This is a genomic window from Allobacillus salarius (genome assembly GCF_007559425.1).
Lineage (GTDB): Bacteria > Bacillota > Bacilli > Bacillales > Alkalibacillaceae > Allobacillus > Allobacillus salarius.
Window position 1 is genome coordinate 415 of the sequence record NZ_VMHE01000086.1, and the last position, 353, is coordinate 767.

Sequence of the window (353 nt, forward strand, 5' to 3'; positions counted from 1 at the left end):
CTAATTCAGAAGAAGAAATCGAAAAAAGACTACAAGAAGAATATAACAAGCGTCTTAAAGAAGAATTAAGTCGTCGTATGAAGCAGAAAGAAAAAGAGAAACAAGAAGCTGTTGATGAAGCTAAACGATTAGCAAAAATGAACAAAGATCAAATCGCTGAATATGAACGCGAACAAATGGAAAAAGAGCTGGAACAATTACGTTCAGAAAAACAATTAAACGAAATGCGTTCAGAAGCACGAAAAATGTTGAGTGAAGCGGAAGTTGATTCATCAGATGAGGTTGTCAATTTGGTTGTAACTGACACTGCTGAACAAACCAAATCGAACGTTGAAGCTTTTTCTAATGCAGTA

Annotated in this window: 1 protein-coding gene; it reads left to right on the top strand. The window is 35.1% G+C overall.

Annotated elements, in window-relative coordinates; all coding sequences use genetic code 11:
* Positions 1-353, top strand: a 353-nt coding sequence (locus tag FPQ13_RS13260; protein ID WP_246065548.1) for a DUF4355 domain-containing protein, incomplete at both ends; no start/stop codon positions are given.